The sequence below is a fragment of the Clostridium pasteurianum BC1 genome (assembly GCF_000389635.1).
Lineage (GTDB): Bacteria > Bacillota > Clostridia > Clostridiales > Clostridiaceae > Clostridium_I > Clostridium_I pasteurianum_A.
The window spans coordinates 466,828-483,730 of the sequence record NC_021182.1 but is presented as its reverse complement, the minus strand read 5'-3'; the positions used below and the strand labels follow the sequence as shown (position 1 = coordinate 483,730).

General features: G+C 29.8%; 18 protein-coding genes. 1 reads left to right on the top strand and 17 read right to left on the bottom strand.

Annotation, left to right across the window (positions count from 1 at the left end; translation table 11 throughout):
• Positions 1–233 precede the first annotated feature (233 nt).
• From CLOPA_RS02265 to CLOPA_RS02245, 6 genes are all read right to left on the bottom strand, one after another.
• Positions 234–2,228, bottom strand: coding sequence for an FAD-dependent oxidoreductase (locus tag CLOPA_RS02265; RefSeq protein ID WP_015613856.1), 1,995 nt, complete (start codon positions 2,226–2,228; stop codon positions 234–236).
• Between the two features lie 15 nt (positions 2,229–2,243).
• Entirely contained in the window at positions 2,244–2,417 is a 174-nt protein-coding gene (locus tag CLOPA_RS24710; protein WP_015613855.1) for a hypothetical protein, read from the bottom strand.
• A 237-nt stretch (positions 2,418–2,654) separates the two neighbouring features.
• Positions 2,655–3,323, bottom strand: a complete 669-nt coding sequence (locus CLOPA_RS02260; protein ID WP_041710723.1) for a metallophosphoesterase family protein — start codon at positions 3,321–3,323, stop codon at positions 2,655–2,657.
• A gap of 121 nt (positions 3,324–3,444) precedes the next feature.
• Positions 3,445–3,864: a GNAT family N-acetyltransferase gene (locus CLOPA_RS02255; RefSeq protein ID WP_015613853.1), complete on the bottom strand. Its 420-nt coding sequence runs from the start codon at positions 3,862–3,864 to the stop codon at positions 3,445–3,447.
• Positions 3,865–4,098: 234 nt separating this feature from the next.
• The gene (locus tag CLOPA_RS02250; protein ID WP_015613852.1) at positions 4,099–4,605 is read right to left on the bottom strand and encodes a hypothetical protein; all 507 of its coding nucleotides are present in this window, start codon (positions 4,603–4,605) and stop codon (positions 4,099–4,101) included.
• A 388-nt stretch (positions 4,606–4,993) separates the two neighbouring features.
• Positions 4,994–5,593, bottom strand: a complete 600-nt coding sequence (locus tag CLOPA_RS02245) for a nitroreductase family protein (RefSeq protein WP_015613851.1) — start codon at positions 5,591–5,593, stop codon at positions 4,994–4,996.
• 451 nt (positions 5,594–6,044) lie between these two features.
• Between CLOPA_RS02245 and CLOPA_RS02240 the strand changes: the two genes are divergently transcribed.
• A complete protein-coding gene (locus CLOPA_RS02240; RefSeq protein ID WP_015613850.1) occupies positions 6,045–7,322 on the top strand; it encodes an IS110 family transposase in 1,278 nt (425 codons plus the stop codon).
• 478 nt (positions 7,323–7,800) lie between these two features.
• Here the strand turns inward: CLOPA_RS02240 and CLOPA_RS02235 are convergent, their stop codons facing one another.
• From CLOPA_RS02235 to CLOPA_RS02185, 11 genes are all read right to left on the bottom strand, one after another.
• The gene (locus CLOPA_RS02235) at positions 7,801–8,109 is read right to left on the bottom strand and encodes a winged helix-turn-helix transcriptional regulator (RefSeq protein ID WP_015613849.1); all 309 of its coding nucleotides are present in this window, start codon (positions 8,107–8,109) and stop codon (positions 7,801–7,803) included.
• Positions 8,110–8,390: 281 nt separating this feature from the next.
• Positions 8,391–8,594 (bottom strand): hypothetical protein, encoded by a 204-nt coding sequence (locus CLOPA_RS02230; RefSeq protein ID WP_015613848.1) that lies wholly within the window; start codon positions 8,592–8,594, stop codon positions 8,391–8,393.
• Entirely contained in the window at positions 8,591–8,908 is a 318-nt protein-coding gene (locus CLOPA_RS02225) for a PadR family transcriptional regulator (RefSeq protein WP_015613847.1), read from the bottom strand. The genes CLOPA_RS02230 and CLOPA_RS02225 overlap by 4 nt, the downstream gene beginning before the upstream one ends.
• Before the next feature lie 166 nt (positions 8,909–9,074).
• A complete protein-coding gene (locus CLOPA_RS02220; RefSeq protein ID WP_015613846.1) occupies positions 9,075–9,893 on the bottom strand; it encodes an alpha/beta fold hydrolase in 819 nt (272 codons plus the stop codon).
• A 225-nt stretch (positions 9,894–10,118) separates the two neighbouring features.
• Complete coding sequence (locus CLOPA_RS02215; protein ID WP_015613845.1) at positions 10,119–10,862, bottom strand: amino acid ABC transporter ATP-binding protein; 744 nt, start codon at positions 10,860–10,862, stop codon at positions 10,119–10,121.
• A gap of 13 nt (positions 10,863–10,875) precedes the next feature.
• On the bottom strand, positions 10,876–11,544 hold the full coding sequence (locus tag CLOPA_RS02210) for an amino acid ABC transporter permease (protein WP_015613844.1): 669 nt from the start codon (positions 11,542–11,544) through the stop codon (positions 10,876–10,878).
• Between the two features lie 23 nt (positions 11,545–11,567).
• On the bottom strand, positions 11,568–12,359 hold the full coding sequence (locus CLOPA_RS02205; RefSeq protein WP_015613843.1) for an amino acid ABC transporter substrate-binding protein: 792 nt from the start codon (positions 12,357–12,359) through the stop codon (positions 11,568–11,570).
• A gap of 429 nt (positions 12,360–12,788) precedes the next feature.
• On the bottom strand, positions 12,789–13,607 hold the full coding sequence (locus CLOPA_RS02200; protein ID WP_015613842.1) for a hypothetical protein: 819 nt from the start codon (positions 13,605–13,607) through the stop codon (positions 12,789–12,791).
• A gap of 658 nt (positions 13,608–14,265) precedes the next feature.
• A complete protein-coding gene (locus CLOPA_RS02195) occupies positions 14,266–14,823 on the bottom strand; it encodes a hemerythrin domain-containing protein (protein WP_015613841.1) in 558 nt (185 codons plus the stop codon).
• Positions 14,824–14,829: 6 nt separating this feature from the next.
• Positions 14,830–15,450 carry a hypothetical protein gene (locus CLOPA_RS02190; RefSeq protein ID WP_015613840.1) on the bottom strand — a complete coding sequence of 207 codons (621 nt, stop codon included), beginning with the start codon at positions 15,448–15,450 and terminating at the stop codon, positions 14,830–14,832.
• Between the two features lie 438 nt (positions 15,451–15,888).
• Positions 15,889–16,854, bottom strand: a complete 966-nt coding sequence (locus CLOPA_RS02185; RefSeq protein WP_015613839.1) for a methylenetetrahydrofolate reductase — start codon at positions 16,852–16,854, stop codon at positions 15,889–15,891.
• Between the last annotated feature and the right edge of the window lie 49 nt (positions 16,855–16,903).

The window sequence follows — 16,903 nt, the reverse complement described above, 5'->3', positions numbered from 1 at the left end:
TAATAATCTTTCAAATAACTTACTATTCATTGAAAGTGGATATTTCACATATAACTATTAATATTAAATCTGACAAGTATTCTAATAAGTGGTAGTATACTATATCTATGCATAAAATTTTTTTTAACAAAATTAAGTATTACTACCTATTTATTAAATCACTTGCCATCTACAAATTAATACAATTTTAAAAATTTTTCACTGATTTTATTTTTGGAATATACTCTTTATTATTAAATATGTGAGGCAATCTCATATGCATCCCAAATAGCATACATAATATTTGAAACTTTACGTGAATCACCTAGCAAATATATTTCTTGTATTTCATTTTTTAGAGCATCATATATTGACCTTTCAGAATTATACCCTACTGCCAATATAACACTATTACATTCAATAGTTCTAGAATCCTGTCCATTTCTATTTATTATTACTTCATCTTTCGTTGCTCTAACTACAGTAGAAGATGTTAAAACTTCAACTCCATTAAAAGGAATGAGCTTTTTCAGCATATTACTATTAGCTGGACAAGATGGTGCATTTACCGCAAGAAGCTTATCTAATGCTTCCACAATAGTGACATTAACACCTTTTTTAGCCAACCAAAGTGCAATTTCACAACCAACAAGGCCACCACCCACAACAACTGTTTTTTTCCCTGGATTAACTTTTCCATTGAGAATATCTGCTGCTGTAAAAACATTATTGTCATTACCAAAATTAAATATTTTTGGGATAGAACCAGTTGCAACTATTACTGCATCTGCATTATGGTTTTTAGCCTTTTCAGAGGTTATAGCTTCATTTAAGTGTACTTCAACATTAAGTGAATCAAGCTGATATTCGTACCATTTAACCAGTGCATGATCATCCTCTTTAAAATCTGGCATTCCACCTGGAATTAAATTTCCACCAAGCCTATTGCTTTTCTCATAAATCACTGGTTCATGACCTCTAAGTGCAAGTACTCTTGCAGCCTCACAACCAGCAACTCCTCCGCCTATAATTAAAATTTTCTTTTTCTTTAATGCAGGCGCAATTCTATTCACACTCTCACGACAAGCTTCTGGATTTACTGCACAATTAAGAGAAACATATGTAAACATACGGCCAAGACATCCTTCATGACATGAAAGACATGGACGTATAGCTTCTACTTTTTCAGCCTTCAATTTATTGACATAGTATGGATCTGCTAAAAGAGGACGGCCAAGACTTATAATATCACATGCTCCATCTGCCACTGCCTTGGATGCCATATCTGGATTATCCATTCTTCCGGCACAGATAACTGGTACATTTACATTTTCCTTAATTATTTTAGCATAAGGTATATATAACCCTTTTTTCTGATACATTGGCGGGTGATTCCACCACCATGAATCATAGGTTCCTACATCTACATCAAGAGCATCATACCCGTAACTTACAAGCAGCTTTGCAACCTCAATACCTTCTTCAATGTCACGACCTTTTTCTTCAAATTCTTCTCCTGGCAATGCTCCATCTTTCCAATCCTTTATAAAACTTTTTAACGTATAACGTAGAGTAACGGTAAAATCTGGTCCACAGGTTTTTCTTATCTCTTCCACAACTTCTCTGGCATAACGTAATCTATTTTCCAATCCTCCGCCATATTCGTCATTTCTATGATTATAAAAGGCGGTTGCAAATTGATCCATTAGATATCCTTCATGTACTGCATGTATTTGCACACCATCAAAACCTGCATTTTTTGCAATAAGGGCAGCTTTACCAAACATTTTAACAATATGTTTAATTTCATCCACTGTTACTTCACGACAGGTTACATCAGTCCATACATTTTTTATAGGTGATGGTGCTACAGTTTCAGCTTTATAAGGAGTGTACAATACTCTTCCAAATCCACCACCTAATTGTATAAATATCTTTGAATCATAAGCATGAATACGTTCTACCATTTCTCTGGAAGTTCTTAAAAACTGATTTGGATTTTGTGTTGCACATGGAAAACCTGTTCCAATGTGATTCTCAACAATATTATCTACCTGAGTAACCCCTGTAATTATAAGTCCTGTTCCACCCTTGGCACGTTCAGTATAGTAGTCTATACCACGCTGATTAAATCCACCCTGAGAATCTCCTAAACCCATAGGCCCCATAGGTGCCATGGCAAATCTGTTTTTAATTTCAAGTTTTCCAATTTTTACAGCTTCAAATAAAATTTCATGTTTCTTCTTCAATCAAAATTCCCCCTTTTAATATCCATGCTCTCCCACAGCAGCACTCATAGGCAACTTTTCATTTTCTAATATAGCTATGTATTTTTCAGTATCAGTTACTGAAAAAGCAGCTTCATCGTCAAAAATTATTTTTAGATATGGCATTACTGTAGAAAAAGCCTCTAATACTTTATTATTTTTGTTTTCCATAACAATTTCTCCTCTTATAATTTACTTTAGTTATTAATTTAGGAACTATCTAGTTATTATATCTTTAATTGGGCAAATAATTCGGTAGGCATTGATAATACTTAGTTCTCTTTTAAAAAAGTTTTACACATACACGTGAGTATATCACGTCTACCAGAATCACTTACAGATTGTAGGATGTTATAAACACTAAAGTAAATATTTCCTTATTATATATATCGTAGAATAATTGTTACTCTAAACATAAAATTCTTCTTTATCTTCCAATCTAAGGCAGGATAGCTTTCCATTTACTTGTGTAAAAACGCAACCACAGTCTATATAGTAGGTATCATTTGCTTTTAATATTTTTGCATTTTCACTACTGTTATTAATAACTTGAACTGGAGTATGACCGCAAATAATATTATAACCTTTTATCTTTTCTTCATGTCCTATGCCACCTCTGTACCAAAGAATGGTTTCTTCATCCTGAATATTCATTATTTCTTTTATTGATAATTTTTTATATTCAACTGGCAGCTTTATTCCTGCGTGGACTAATATGTTATTATCAACTATTTCATATAGAGGAAGATTAGATATATAGTCATATAAGGAATCATTGAAGACTGCCCCTCTTTTCATTATTTCAATATAAGTTCTTTGTCCTCCATTCATAAACCAGGTCACACCATATATTCTGTTCTTATAAAAATTTTCATACATATTCTCATGATTACCTTTTATCAAATGTATATTATTGTGATTTCTAATATAATCCAATATATCAAGTGGTTTATTTCCTCTATCAAATATGTCCCCTATTACATACAATTCATCTTTATCGGAAAAATTTACAAGCTTTAACATTTCAATAAATTTTTCATAGCACCCATGAATATCACTCATTACATATTTGCTCATTTTTTATCACCAGACCTTAGCGAACATTTTATGATATTAAAAAATTATATATAAAACCCATAAACTTATTTAGTATTCATTTACACATTATGAATACTAAATAAAATTTCATAATATTCTCTTAATAAATTTTTCTGAATCCCCTAACACTATCTATAAATCCAAGATTTTCATAAAATTTGTGTGCTCCTTTTCGAAAATCAGAAGATACAAGTATTGCATAAGCACAGCCTTTTGCTTTAGCAAATTCATCAAGAGCAGACATTAATTCTTTACCTATTCCTTTTCCTCTTAAATCCGCCTTAACAATTACATCTTCAATTACTAAAAAAGACAATGTTAAACATTTACAACATATACCAAGCATAGATCCAATAATTTTTTTATCTTCTTTAGCTACTGCTAAAAGATAATTTTCATTCTCTATTATTTCTTTATAATTTTCTATAGATTTTTCCAATGACATTTCAAAGGGAATTAACTCATCATATAACTCTAATAAATCTGAAATATCTTCTGCCTTTAATTTTTCTATAATCATAATTTAATTATCCTTTCCTCAATATATTACTATTCATAAAAACAATTTATTATATTGTATATTTTATATTGTAAATATTCAACCAAGTTTACTATTTAAGCAAAATAAGTAAATTACGCAATAAAAAAATATCATAAAATTTAATTCTAATAAATTTTATGATATTATATGAAATATTTTTCATGGTGAAAATTAATTTTTAAACTTGCTTTTTAAAGATTTATTAATTTTATATTACTTACCAACAAATGTAGCTGCTCCATTATCTCCACTGTAAGGAGGAGCTCCTTGAACTGTAACGTAACAAATTATTAATTTATACTCTTCTCCTCTAGTAATATCTTCGTTAAAAGTTAATATAAATGTTTTTGCTGAGCCATCCTTTTGCTCTATTTTAACCATATTGTCTGTAAGAGAATTGCTATTATTTACTTTATCATTTTTACCTAGAGTGGCTATACCTTTTGGTTCCACATTATTTGTACTTTGAATCCAGTAATTAGTTGCTTTTGTTCCTAATTTTACATCTACATCTCTATCGTAGCTTATTTGAATTTGGTTATTTGAAATCTGCTCAACATTTACTAGCTTTGGAATGGAGAATTCTTTATTATTATTCATAGATATCATAGAAGTATCATATACTTCCGTGGTAGACTTAGCACTTACATTACTTGCCAAAAGCAACTGAACTGTCATTACAGTGCACATAATTAAAAAATAATTCAAATATTTTTTCATAATTACCTCCCAATATACTTAATGAGTATTTTACAAAACTATATTTCCCAAAAATCATCAAATATATTAATATAGATTATCCATATCATATCCATTAGATAATTTTTTATATAATTATCGTATCTTTCATATCTAGAATAAATATTTTAAAAGAATAAGACTATCGCAATCTAATCAACATAGCAATTACAATACGTTTACTTATATTAATAAAAGGCGGATTTAAATAGTAATATTCTTACCCATTTCATAATAATTTTCAAATATAAAGAAAAATACCGTAAAATTTCATTTCTGAACTGCTCCTGTCTACTTAACAGGGAGCAGGTCATTTTGAATAATACGGCATTTTTTATTAAATTAATAATCTCTCATCATATAATATAAATTATTTAAATACCTTAACACGTTCCTCTAAAGGCTGATATTGCTTTTCATCCGGTTCTGCAGTTGGTTTTCCAAAAGGCATTTGTGCAATTAGTTTCCAATTATCTGGTATATCCCATTCTCTCTTTACATCACCTTCAATAATTTCATTATAATGCTGCAAAGATGCACCAAAGCCCTCAATTTCTAATGCAGTCCAAATAACATATTGATGCATTCCACTTGATTGCTGAGACCATATTGGAAAATTGTCTTTATAAAGAGCAAATTGCTGCTGAAGTGATTCAATTATACTTTTATCTTCAAAGAATAACACTGTACCATATCCACCGGCAAATGCATCTATTTTAGCTTCTGTAGGTGCAAAAGCATCAGCTGGTACAATCTTTCTTAAATCTTCTTTTGCAATATCCCATAGTTTATCATGCTGTTTTCCCAATAATAAAACTGCTCTGGCACTTTGAGCATTAAATGAGGATGGAGTATGCTTTACGGCATGTTGAATAATTTCTTTAATTCTCTCATCTGAGACAACTTCCTCTTTACTAATTCCATAAAAGGTACGTCTATCTGCTACTGCAGTTAAAAAATTTTTTTCCATATTAATCTCTCCCTCGTATAATAAGTTTATAGTCAGTTAAATAACTGTTATAGACTTATTTATTTTTTATATTTTGTATAGATTAAGAAAGCATCTCTATTTTTCTAATGGGGATTCTCCCAATTCAATATTGCTGATTCTTTAACTTTCAAATCTATACATTTTAACTTACTATTTATCAAAGGATTTCCTAATGCTAAAATAGTCCTTATGGAACTTTAGCAAAGGTTACTGCATTATCTCTCCTGCAAAACTTATTGTTATTGCCTAGAAAGCTTGCAGCCTGACCAAAGTATCATATTCTGCTTACACAAATGTTGCATATCCTTTCGTAGCCACCAGCAAGGTTTTTCGTCTGGATAAATGCTAATTACGCGAGGTTGCAGTCAGTACTTTGGATTAGGATAATTCCTTTCTAATTTCCTCATTATTTTTGAAAGGTGGTGATTTCATGAAGAAATTAGATTACTTATCAACTCTATTTGTTGGTATCGATATTGGTGCGAGACAAAATGTTGTCTCTGCTATTAATTTTGATCAAGAATTCTTGATTAAAATGGAGCCTGTTCCTAATACACAATTTGGTGCAGAACAATTAGAATCCATGCTTGTTAAAGTGTTAGAAAAGAACACTTTTAAAACTGTAATAATCGGCTTAGAATCTACTTCCTTTTACGGAGTACATATTGCCAATTTTTTATCTTCAAGTGAAAGACTTATGCCTTACAAGCCTTATGTTTACTGCTTAAACCCTAAGGAAGTTGCTAACTACAAAGATTCCTTCAATTCTCTTGATAAAAATGACAGCATTGACTCTTTTGTTATTGCTGATTTTGCAAGAGTTGGCAGAATTCATACTGAACCCTGGCGGGGTTCTCAATATCTTGCTCTGCAAAGACTTACAAGACACAGGCTTCATATTGTTGAATGCTTAACCAGAGAAAAGACTTACATGTTATCCAATGTATTTCTCAAGTTTAGTGAATTTGCTTTGTTACAGGGTGATGATCATCCTTTTTCTGATAAATATGGTGCTACTGCGTCATCTATATTGACAGATTTTCTTTCTTCTGAAGATATTGCAAATACTTCAATTGAAGATCTTGTTGACTTCGTCAATAAAAAAAGTCGCAAGCGGATTTCCAATCCACAGATGACTGCTGAAATTCTGCAGCAGGCTGCACGTAATTCATACCGCCTTGATAAATGTTTGTATGAGCCTTTAACAACCTCAATTGCCTGCTCTTTTAATTGTATTCAGGCTTTTGAGAAAGAACTTAAAGCTATTAACAAGGCTATTGAAAAAGCAGTTATGGGAATGAACCCCGTTGAATACCAAATTTTAATGTCAATACCTGGGTTCGGCCCTGTTTACTCTAGTGGCATTCTTTCAGAATTAGGTAGTGTTCATGCTTTCCCTAATAACAATGCCATTGCTAAATACGCTGGCATCGTATGGAAGGAAAATCAATCTGGTGGTTTTAAGGCTGAAAACACACCAATGAACAAAGCAGGCAACCGTTATTTGCGCTATTATCTGATAGAAGCTGCTGGAAGTATCGTAAGATATATTCCTGAATATCAAGAATTCTATCAGAAGAAATTTGCTGAAGTAACTACACATCAGCATAAACGAGCACTCGCACTAACATCTCGTAAATTGATTCGTTTGATTTTTGGATTGCTGGCTAAAAATCAACTCTACTCTTCAAATAGGGTAGATAAATAAATAGTTTTGCGAACATACGTTCTAAGTTTGACGTATGCTTGTTAAGGTTACCCATTTTTTTCAAAATCATTTCTTTTTCTTTTCATTTTGTTCTTGACATATTACCAAATTGCTTATTTTAAAATATATTTTTATTCTTTAATATAATGTTTCCTCGCAGCTGAATTAAATATAGCTGTAACTTTCTTCTTATCAGGAATCTGGTTTATTTTTAAACAAATTTTAGTTGTTAATATTTATTTTGTTCGTTTAGTATATTTAATTATTTTTAGTAACTAACTCTATATTTATTATTACATAAATATTATTATTAGTCAATAATTAATTCTAAATAATTTTAAATCTTATATTTTTTAAATTAAATTACAATCTTCATATACTTTTTATGATTTAGTATATAAAAAGTGATATCTAGAAATAAAAAACCTCCTAATATTAAATTAGAAGGTTTTCTAAATTGTAAATGATATTCTTTTTACTAGTTCCATTTTTCTGCCCACTTTTGAATCTCATCCATAACAGCTTGTAATTCTCTTCCTTTTTCTGAAAGCTCATATTCTATACGAACAGGGGTTTCTGGATAAACCCTTCTGATTATTATTCCTTCTTTTTCTAACTCTTTAAATCTTTCCGTAAGCATGCGAGCGCTCATATTAGGAATAGTTTCTGCTATATCAGAAAATCGCTTTTGTCCACTGAGTAATGTTCTTATAATCAATCCAGTCCATCTTTTTCCTAGTAATTCAAAAGCATTTTCAAATTTGGGGCACATATGATATTTTTCCATTAAATCACCCCCTACTTCTATTTTATCACATATACTTAATAAAAGTAAGTGTCTTATTATATTATACCAATACATATATATTACTATTCAATTGCCTTCTAGACTTTAACATATCTATATAATGTGCTAATAAACATATATTTTTAAATATTTATAATTCCTTCAAAAATAAAAAGCCTAGATATAATTAATTCTCTAGGCTATAACCAGTCCAATAATATGAAAATTGTGACTTGAAAAGCTATGAATTATACTTAATTTGTTTCAGTTTAAAAACAATATTATTTAAATCTGTTTTTATATATTTTTCTCATAACATAACCTAAATATAATGTAAAGGCAGAAGATAAAGCAATACCAAAAATAAATTGCACTATGCCGCTTGTAGATAAATTTGAAAAACTCATTATAAAGGCTGTAATTACTACTTCAACAGGAACAACATTTCTAAATGCAGATATCCAAACGGTCTTTGTATTCTTCATAATAATCCCTCCACAATATGATATATTTCTTTGATACGCTGTGCTTCTTCTAGAAGAATTTGTTCACCAGTATCAGTTATTGCGTAAATCTTTTTTCTATCTATTTCTTTTACATGTATGATTAATCCATCACTTTCTAATTTCCCCAAGCTTTGATAAATTGTACCTGCACCTAAAATAATACGCTCTTTTGTCAATTTTCTAACGTACTGCATAATTGCATATCCATGTCGCTCTTCCTGTAAGGAAAAGAGAATATAAAACATAGTCTCACTCATGGGAATATATCGTTTACGTATTTTTTCAATGTTCAAATCAATCAGCCCTCCATATATCATGTCAATGTATATCACATCATAATATAATAATTATATATCATAATGTGATATATTTCAATAATTTTAAATAAAAAAATAAGACAGTTTTAATGCTGTCTTATACTTATTTATTTGTGATACATTAAGCTACTATAAATTTTCTCTATATATTTTCTAAAAATTCATCAAGCAGTTTATTAAATTTATCAGGGTACTCCCAAAACATCATATGACGTCCTAAGACAAATGTCTTAGGATTAGGAAAGTATTTTTCCATAAATGGCACTGCTTTACTAGCTCTAGGTTCTGAAATAAACATACAGGACGCTATTGATTTATCTACTAATTTAGCTGCTTTAGTCTTATCTGAAAACATACCACTGGCATATAATTCTCGAGTTATGTAGTAGGGTGTTCGTACTGAATGTTTTATTATTTTATTCACCTCTTCCTCAGAAAGCTCACGTTCAACCATAAATTCAGTGGTAAAGGGAATCATAAAATTCCTTAAGCTTCTATTGGAATTCATATTGTAGGTATAATTATTTGATATTTCATCAATTTCTCCCCCTACCCAAGCATCTTCATTTATAGATATTTGTTTTGGCGTAACATCAATATTCACTAATGCTTTTACATTGGACAATCCCTGTTGTTCAATATATCCCCACGTAACCAGGCCACCAAATGACCAGCCAGCCAAAATTATATTTTTTAATTGAAGATAATCTAAAAGCTTTATAAGATCTTTTACATGTGTATTATAATCATTTCCATGCAAGACTATTGTAGATCTGCCATAACTTCTTGGGTCAATGGCAATAACTCTATAGTTTTTAGCATAATAATCAATCTGATATTGAAAAACATCAGAAGTAAATGTCCAACCAGGTACAAAAACTAAAGGTATGCCTTTTCCTTTATCTATATAATAGATTTCTGTATTAGGTTCAATCTGAAAATAATTACCGTCTTCTAACAATTATTATCATCTCCATTTTAATATATTACTCTTTATTTAATATGAATGTACTTTTACCTGCTAGTTTAAAAAATGTAATCATAAACAACAGATTATTTACATATTTTTCAACCATACTTTATTTTAATAAATAAAAAAAGACTACACTCCATTTATCATGAAATATAGCCTCCAGTTATCCGGTCAGCAAATTATTATATAATTATTAATTAAATATTATACTTTTTACTCCTTAAACAAGTTCAAGAACTGCTTAACTCTCTCATTTTGTGTTTCTTCAAAGATATACTTTGGAGTACCTTCATCAACTATAGTACCATGATCCATAAATACCACCTTTTGAGATGCATCCTTTGCAAAACTCATTTTATGAGTTACAACTATCATAGTCATGCCCTCCTTAGCCAGTTCTTTCATAACCTTTAAAACCTCGTTTTCAAGTTCAGGATCCAGTGCAGATGTAGGCTCATCAAATAGTAAAACTTCTGGTTCTATTGCCATAGCACGCGCTATAGCAACTCTCTGCTGTTGTCCACCTGACAGCTGATGTGGATATTGATCACGCTTATCTGAAAGTCCAACCTTATCAAGGAGTTTTATTGCTTTATCTCTAGCTTCATTTTTATCCTTTTTGATAACAGTAATCTGTCCCTCCATAATATTTTCAACTACAGTCATATGAGGAAAGAGAAAAAAGCCCTGAAAAACCATGCCCGTTTTTTTTCTAAGTGTTACTATGTCATTTTTACTGTTCTTCTTATTCTCGTAAAACTCAAGCTTACTATTTCCTACACTGACAATTCCACTATCAGGTGTTTCCAAAAGATTAACACACCTTAAAAGAGTAGTTTTTCCAGAACCAGATGGACCTATTATAACTGCTGTTTCACCTTTTTTTACATGTAAATTTATTCCCTTTAAAATTTCATTGCTACCAAAAGCTTTATGCAAATTTTCTATATCAACCATAAGAATGCCTCCATTATTTATCCACATATCTATCAAGCTTTTTCTCTAAATCACTCTGCAATTTGGATAAGAAAGTACAGAAGATCAAATATATAAATGCAACTTCACAATATATCCAAAGAGGCTCATAGGTGGTAGCAGTTATTCTCTGCCCAATTTGAAACATCTCCGTAACTGTTATAGATGCAGCTAAAGATGTATCCTTTACAAGACTTATAAAAGAATTAGAAAGTGGTGGTATTGAAACTCTTACAGCTTGAGGCAGTATTATTCTTCGAAGTACCTGTCTATCAGTCATTCCTATTGAGTAACCGGCTTCCCATTGTCCCCTTGGTATAGATAATATTGCTGCTCTTATTATTTCAGAATTATATGCTCCAACACTTAAAGTAAAGCCTATTACTGCCGCCGTTAGTGCATTTAGTGTTATTCCTGAAGCGGGCAATCCATAAAAAATTATGAATAATTGTACCAGTAACGGGGTACCTCTAACTATCCACACATAAAATTTAGTTATTATAACTAATGGCTTTATATTTGATATCCTAGCTAATGCCGTTAAAAGTGCAATAATTAGCCCCAGTAAAAAAGAAATTAAGGTTAAAGGTATTGTCACTTTTATACCTGCTTCAAGCATTGGTAAAAATGAGCTTAAAAGTATGTGTATAATTCTATCATTCATGTTAGCACCACTCTATTCAAATTCTATTTTGATACATCTGTACCAAACCACTTTTGTGATATCTTTAAATAAGTCCCATCTGATTTCATATCTGCTAAAGCTTTATTTATAGCATCCAATAGTTCTTTTTTATTTTTCTTAAGAATAATTGCATTTTTATCTGCATTTTTATCTGTATCAGCAATTTTCAACTGTGTATCTGGTTTTTGCTTAATAAGATCATAAAAAGATAAACTGTCATTAATCGTAGCGTCAACCCTCTTTGAATTTAGAAGATCAATGGCTTGATTAAATCCATCAACTTGTACAAGGTCAGCTCCATTTGCTGTAGCTATTTTAGCAAGGTTACTAGTTAAAGTCTCCGCTGCTTTCTTATCCTTTAAATCTGAAAAACTTTTTATTGAATTGTTATCTTTATTCACTATTAATACTGCCTTAGATGTAATATAAGAACTTGAGAAATCATACTTTTGCTGTCTCTCTGGGGTTATAGCAACTTCATTTGCAACAATATCAAAGCGATTACTGTCAAGACCTGCAATCATTCCATCCCATTTTGTTTCCACAAATTTAGGCTTTACACCAATACGTTTAGCAACTTCTGTTGCTATGTCAACATCAAAGCCCGTTAGTGTTCCATTACTATCATGAAAAGTAAATGGAGCATAGGTACCCTCTGTACCAATAGAAATTACTCCAGCATTTTTTATTTTTGTCAGTGCATCACTGCTGCTGGTATTGGATTTACTAGAACATCCTGATGCACCTAACGTAACTAAAAATATTCCTATAATTATTGCTAATAATTTTTTCATGAATATCCCCCTTTTTATAATTCCGATTTGTTTAATATGTTTACTATGATAACCCCCTAATATATACCTGTCAAATAATATGTATCAATTAATTTAATTTATGTAATCGTTTAAATTTAATATGTTTATTAATATAAACACACATCTTTATCATATTAATATTAAAGCTAAATTTTTGTTATTTTTTTATTAATTAAAATAATATACTACATGATTAAATCACAAAAGTTGTAAATTAATTTCCAGTATACCATCTATAGTGGCTTCAATATGAAATCTTGGCGATATATACTATATATCTTTTATTAGATATACTCTTTGTGAGAGAATCACTTTATACAATTAAAAAAAATTCATAAAAACATCTATAACTACAAATGTTTTTATGAGTTTTATACTATATAAAACATTAATTGAAAATTTTATCATTTAAGCAACGCCTTTTATTAAACACAATAAATAACTAACTATAAAGGAAATTGCTGAAAAGACCAATGCCATAATTAAAAAGGAAGCTACATAGGCATTGTATTTTCCAATTCTTAAAAGGTAATCATAAGTATTAATATTTAAATAATGTGAAATAAAATTAATTACAAAAATCACTATAAATAAAAGTATGAATCCATCCAAAGCACCTTTGATATCAGGTTTACTTAAGGCAATATGTGATGAAACACAAAATGCTAATATTATAAATATCCAGAAACCTGCTTTTGCAAAATTATTTAAAACAAATATGCTTTTTATTAATCCTATAGAAGCAAGCATGTTCCATTCTATTAATTTTATATCTAAAATATTGTAATTAGAGTTACTCTTTAAATGATTTTGGAACAGTCCAAAAGATTGAGGTAAAAGAAAGTGTAATCCTATAATCAAAACAAATATCCCACTTATAATTGGTCCAATACCTATAAAAAAATTTCCTACTCTTTGATATATATTATTAGGATTATACGAATGCTCCACATAACCTAGTACCCCATTTGTACTATGCGTATCAATGAGCTTCATTCTGGTAATTTTATGACCGAAAATAATGCACATAATTGCATGGCCCAATTCATGAATTGGGGTACCAATAAAGGCAAAGGTCATAATCCCCTTTACTCCAAACGCCCTTTGCATATTTCTATTTGTACCTTTCTCCAGTATACCTAGTAATAATCCTATGGCTATTATCAATGCTGTAAGATAGAGCAATTCTAATATACTTGTCTTTAAAATAGTTATGAATAAATCCATTTTTATGCCTCCATTTTGTATTCAGTTTATGATATAAAAACCTCTTTATGTTAAATACAATCTACATTTAGTTTAAATACCTTTATTATTATAGCATTAATTTATTAACAAGCTTTAGGCAATAGCTTGCTAATATTATTATTTTACTTAATTGTTATATTATAATACTCCCATATGCCTGAAATGATTTATTTAGATCAGAGAAGAAGATCTATCACTAAACTTACCTAATTTTATACGATGACTATCCACTCTAATACTCCCATCGCACTCTGTAAAAGTGGGAGTAAAGAGTGGCTACGTCCCTGGATAACGATTTACCCTAAAGGACAACGATTTCTAGTATCACAAACCGATACCTAGAACTCTGTTAGTAAGCATCAGAAGTCATAAACAAAAACTCCACCTGATGCCAATAACTCTGTTTATATACATCTTATCAACATTTTACACATAAAGAAAAGACACCGATATTTCTATCAGTGACTTTCTCCATAACATCTAAATTGAATTCCACGTTTAATATTTTATCATTTCATTTAAAATTCGTAAACGATTTTACAAATAAATTTTGACTATAAAAAGCATCATTTATACACTTGTAAATAAAGATTATTTTTTCATGATTTCACAGGTATTCTATATTTTTTAGTTTACTCTAAATAATATATTTGTGCTCCAGTTCTTCTAAAAGCTTTATATAATTTTCCTGTATATGTTTTTCTTCTGCTTCTTTTTCAAAGCTTTCACACTCTTCGTCTATTTTTTTAAGAGTATCTTTGCTTAATCCACGCTTTGCAAAAGTATAAGCTACATTGTCTTCTTTTTCAATGTGTCTCTGTAAAAGATGGGTATAGGAAACAGCATTTGCTATTACATCTACTTTCGCCTCTTCATCGCCTTCTTTTACCTTTACTAAAGCTTCTTCCAGTTCTTTTATAAAAAGTCTTCCAAGATCATGTTCTGCAAGCATTCCATATCTTACAAGTGGCTCAGCCACTCCGCCAATTTCATCTATCATACGATTAAAAAGCATTTTTTCTTCTTTCCCATGATGATGTGCATCAGCATAATTTCTTATAAACGAAATAATTTTACTAAAGTCTTCGTAATCAATTTCACCTGTTTTCATAACCTTAACACTAGCTTTTCTCACTAGCAAAAGCATTCTCTTAATATTATTATGCTCTTCCATCATTAAATTAATAGCATCCATGTACTCTTACCCCCTTGTTATTTTATTATTTCCATTTTCGCTGCGAATATAAGAATATTCAGTTGCATCTAAAAGCCCATTTATCCATGCTTTTCTCAGAGTATAAAAATTGTTTACTTCTCCACCAGTCTTATCCCAATGCTGTTTATGGATACATCTTGTAGTTTTCCATGAAAATTCACTCTCTGACTCAAAAATAACTTCATTAATCATGTCGCAAGGCATTCCTTCCAGCATATAGGTAAATATAATATCAAATAAATCCTTTGGTAAAAAATCTTTCACTTCCATAGCACCCATAATCCTTTTACCATTGTCATAATAAATTTTAGAAATATCATCCATTTTTATATCATGCTTATTTATTAATTCAGTGACAATTGCTGCTGTCCTATTTTCAACACTTTGTATTTTTTCCTGAAGCCACCCATGGATATTCCCCTGATCAATAGCCTCTTCCAAATCCCTTTTCTCTGGGTAACCATATTTTTCATAAATTTTACTTTTTATCTCTTCAACAGGAATATTTTTTCCTTCTGCAAAATTTAATATACCCCCCAGTAAATCTTCATTTAGTTGTATTTTATTATATAGTAAATAATGGATCTTACCCAAAAACGCACTCATTTTCCATACCTCCAGATTATTTTATTTAAATTATTGTAATTATTTTTATAAGATTGTCTTAAAAATACAATATATATGACTCTTTAAAATTTCATTATGTCAAGACAAAAACTGTATTAAAATCTAAAAGTTTCATTTATATATGCATTAACTTACAAGCATTATTATATAGAATTTTTATTTATTAATCGGTAACCTTCGTTACCAACAATATGATTTTTAATAATGAATATTTTAGTGTTTCATAACTACAATAACTTTTATCCAATGGCTAGCCACTGAAATACAAATGTTCATTAGTTAATATACCTTCCAATAAACATAAGTGAATATAAAAAAAGGACACAAACTTTTTTATATCAAAATTTGTGTCCTTTTTTATATTTATATAGAATTTTTATAAATTTTTTCCTAACAGTAAAATATATCTATATGAGATCAATTCATATTTATAATTTTTAATTTTTCATATTTATAACCTTTTAACTTATTTTCAATAATTAATTTTATATCTCTTACCAGTTGTATTGAAGCTTCAATTTCTACTTTTCTAATGGATAGACTCTCAACATTACATCCAATTGGTATACCCTTATCCAGTGCAAAATCCAATAATTCTTCAAATATATTTTTAGCCAAATTAATAGATTTATCCAGAATATCATTTGAATGTATTAGCTCATTTTCCATCCACTTAGGTACATTTATGCCCAGCCATTTCATAAACTCCAAGGTTTTTATAGAACCACAGGGTGTAAGGGTAAACAATATAGGCACCATTTCCATATGATTATCTTTACAGTAATAAAAATAATCTGATAGTAAATTTTTTGAGACTTCTATATCATAAATTACCTGTGAAACAAAGAACTTACATCCCTTATTTGTTTTATTAATAATTCTCATATGTTCATCTTTATTTCTTGTATGCCTTTCTGGTATTACAACTCCACCTAAAGTCAGCTTATCCTCCAATTTTTCTCTTATATTATATGCCTCTGATAATTTTAATTTAACCTCCTGTTCTCTTGAAGCTGCTCCAACAAATACTGAAAATTTATCTTCTTGCAAATCAGAAGCTATAGATTCTCTTAACTCATTCTCATGATATTTACCTACACAACGATATATAATCTTTTCCACAGTTAATTCTTGCATATATTTTCTGCTATACTCAGCAGGATTTATTGTTTCTAAAAATGGAAAGGGTCTCTTATCCTGCAATCTATCACCTTCATCCTGTATATCATATATAATTAATCCATCAATATCTATGTTCTTTATTCTCTCCACATGTCTTTGAGAAATTTCAATAATCTTTTCCTGTGAATTGCTTTTCTTAGGTGGAGTTATTGCATAAGTTACTATTCCCATATCTCTATTTAATATTTTACTTTTTAACATATTTCCTCCCTCTTAAAACAAATCAATATAATCTTCAATTATAGATATT

Bases quoted from the DNA above. Each gene is read 5' to 3' on its own strand.
- CLOPA_RS02230 (WP_015613848.1), bottom strand. From the start codon at position 8,594: ATGAAGAATACAAAGACCGTTTGGATATCTGCATTTAGAAATGTTGTT.
- CLOPA_RS02235 (WP_015613849.1), bottom strand. From the start codon at position 8,109: ATGGAAAAATATCATATGTGCCCCAAATTTGAAAATGCTTTTGAATTA.
- CLOPA_RS24710 (WP_015613855.1), bottom strand. From the start codon at position 2,417: ATGGAAAACAAAAATAATAAAGTATTAGAGGCTTTTTCTACAGTAATG.
- CLOPA_RS02185 (WP_015613839.1), bottom strand. From the start codon at position 16,854: ATGTTAAAAAGTAAAATATTAAATAGAGATATGGGAATAGTAACTTAT.
- CLOPA_RS02200 (WP_015613842.1), bottom strand. From the start codon at position 13,607: ATGGATTTATTCATAACTATTTTAAAGACAAGTATATTAGAATTGCTC.
- CLOPA_RS02260 (WP_041710723.1), bottom strand. From the start codon at position 3,323: ATGAGCAAATATGTAATGAGTGATATTCATGGGTGCTATGAAAAATTT.
- CLOPA_RS02245 (WP_015613851.1), bottom strand. From the start codon at position 5,593: ATGGAAAAAAATTTTTTAACTGCAGTAGCAGATAGACGTACCTTTTAT.
- CLOPA_RS02205 (WP_015613843.1), bottom strand. From the start codon at position 12,359: ATGAAAAAATTATTAGCAATAATTATAGGAATATTTTTAGTTACGTTA.
- CLOPA_RS02240 (WP_015613850.1), top strand. From the start codon at position 6,045: ATGAAGAAATTAGATTACTTATCAACTCTATTTGTTGGTATCGATATT.
- CLOPA_RS02190 (WP_015613840.1), bottom strand. From the start codon at position 15,450: ATGAGTGCGTTTTTGGGTAAGATCCATTATTTACTATATAATAAAATA.
- CLOPA_RS02195 (WP_015613841.1), bottom strand. From the start codon at position 14,823: ATGGATGCTATTAATTTAATGATGGAAGAGCATAATAATATTAAGAGA.
- CLOPA_RS02250 (WP_015613852.1), bottom strand. From the start codon at position 4,605: ATGAAAAAATATTTGAATTATTTTTTAATTATGTGCACTGTAATGACA.
- CLOPA_RS02210 (WP_015613844.1), bottom strand. From the start codon at position 11,544: ATGAATGATAGAATTATACACATACTTTTAAGCTCATTTTTACCAATG.
- CLOPA_RS02255 (WP_015613853.1), bottom strand. From the start codon at position 3,864: ATGATTATAGAAAAATTAAAGGCAGAAGATATTTCAGATTTATTAGAG.
- CLOPA_RS02215 (WP_015613845.1), bottom strand. From the start codon at position 10,862: ATGGTTGATATAGAAAATTTGCATAAAGCTTTTGGTAGCAATGAAATT.